This is a genomic window from Massilia sp. P2_C2, assembly GCF_056404615.1.
Window position 1 is genome coordinate 1 of sequence record NZ_JBFUDR010000560.1, and the last position, 1798, is coordinate 1798.

The 1798-nt window shown below is 59.8% G+C and carries 1 protein-coding gene; it reads left to right on the plus strand.

Annotated elements, in window-relative coordinates:
• A partial coding sequence (locus AC1DYX_RS30825; RefSeq protein WP_477265983.1) for a toxin TcdB middle/N-terminal domain-containing protein occupies positions 1-1506 on the plus strand: 1506 nt, incomplete at its 5' end.
• Between the last annotated feature and the right edge of the window lie 292 nt (positions 1507-1798).

Genomic DNA, 1798 nt, shown 5'->3' on the forward strand with positions numbered 1-1798 from the left:
ACCCCATACGTAATGCCTCCGTCGACGAGCATCCCCGCCGGAACGTATCTGACGGGGTTCGTCAGCTCCGCCGGGTCATGCCGGTCGGGCGGCTTTATCGATTACAACGGCGGCGGCAAACGAGGCTGCTTGTCGGGCAGCGACACCCAGGGCGCCAATACGTTGAGCGGGCTGACCAATTTCAATATCAATGGGGCTAATGACATATTGGGCTCGAAAGACGGCACCATTGGTGTGGACATCTTCGATGCCAACGGCGATGGACGTCAGGACATTTTGCGGTGGCACAGCGATGCGACCAAGAACGCCCTGTACTTGAGCAATGGCGACGGCACCTTCAGTCTGTCGAGCACGTTCAATCTGGGCGGTGCGACGCCCGTCCAGTTGCGAAACGCGAATTTCGGCTATGTCCTCGGTGATTTTACCGGCCATGGCGCCGTTGAGATATTGAGGCTCGCCAGTGCGCCTTCGGCTGGCACTGCCACCAGCAACCTCTTGTTGACCAAGAGCGATGCAACGCCGCCGGACCTGATGAATTCGGTCACCTCGGGCATGGGTGTGCAGACAAACATCTATTACGTCCCGTTGTCCGACGCAAATTATGGCGACGTCATTCGTTACGCCGACGATGCCCGCAACCCGACGTATGCGGTCGCCAATGCGCAAGACAAGACGCCGACCATGTATGTCGTGGCCAGGACGATATCGGACGCCGGTGTGGGCGCATCGATCAAGCGAAACGGTGGCGCGGCGCCAACGACGACGACGGAATACAGTTACGCCGGCTTGAAGAAAGATATCCGTGGCCGTGGTTGGCTGGGCTTCCGGGAAGTGCGCCGTCAAATCGTTGCGCCAAATGGCGAAGCCTTGACCACGGTAACCCAGCGGATGCAGGTCCATCCCTACATTGGCATGACGGCCAGCGCCAAGACCTATCGCGGGACCATCAGTTCCGCCGGCAGTTCCATGCTGACCGGTGGCTCCATGCTGTTGTCATCGACCACGAACGTGTACTGTGATCAGACCAACCAGGCCAATGCCGCGGCGGCGACTGCCAGCGTGCCCTGTCCGGTCAGTGCCAAGGTGGCAAGGCCTTACGTCTATCAAACCATCAGCTTCGGCAACGATCTGGACGGTACCGCGCTGCCCCAGCAGACAACCACGGTGACGCAATTCTCCGATTCGGGCGAGCCCCTGCAGGTGCAGACCGAGACAAAGGGCACGGTTGCCGGTGTCTCGCAGACATTTACAAAAACCGTGACCAACACGCTGGATACGGCAGCCAACAATACCGCCTGCACCGACGCCAGCGGTCTGGTGTGCGCATGGGTGATCGGCAGGATGAGCCGGTCCACCGTCAACAGCCAGGTGCCCAGCGCGGTTGCGGGCGTGGTCAGCCAGGGGACATCGGCCGTTGCCAACACCAACCCGGCGCCGCCGCCGCCGACACCTGTCCYGATGAGTCAGATATTGAGCGTTATCGTCAATTTGCTCATGGACGATTGAATCGCTCAAGAACACCCCAGGTCATGAACAGTACCGGCAGCACGAGACCGGATGTGCAAGCGCCTGCTTGCACATCCTGGGCGGGATTGGCCTTCAACTATCACTCGACGAAGTGGCCCCGGTTTGGCGCACGCGACCAATCGTCCGTACGTCAGCTCGACCTAATTAAAAATTGCAGGAACAAGAAATGAAGCTCACATCAGAGGTTGGGAACTCGGGATGCGGCATGTCTGAAGATACAGGCCGCCAGCGGGTCGGATACATGGCCGGCGTGGTTTGCGCTATGGAGGCG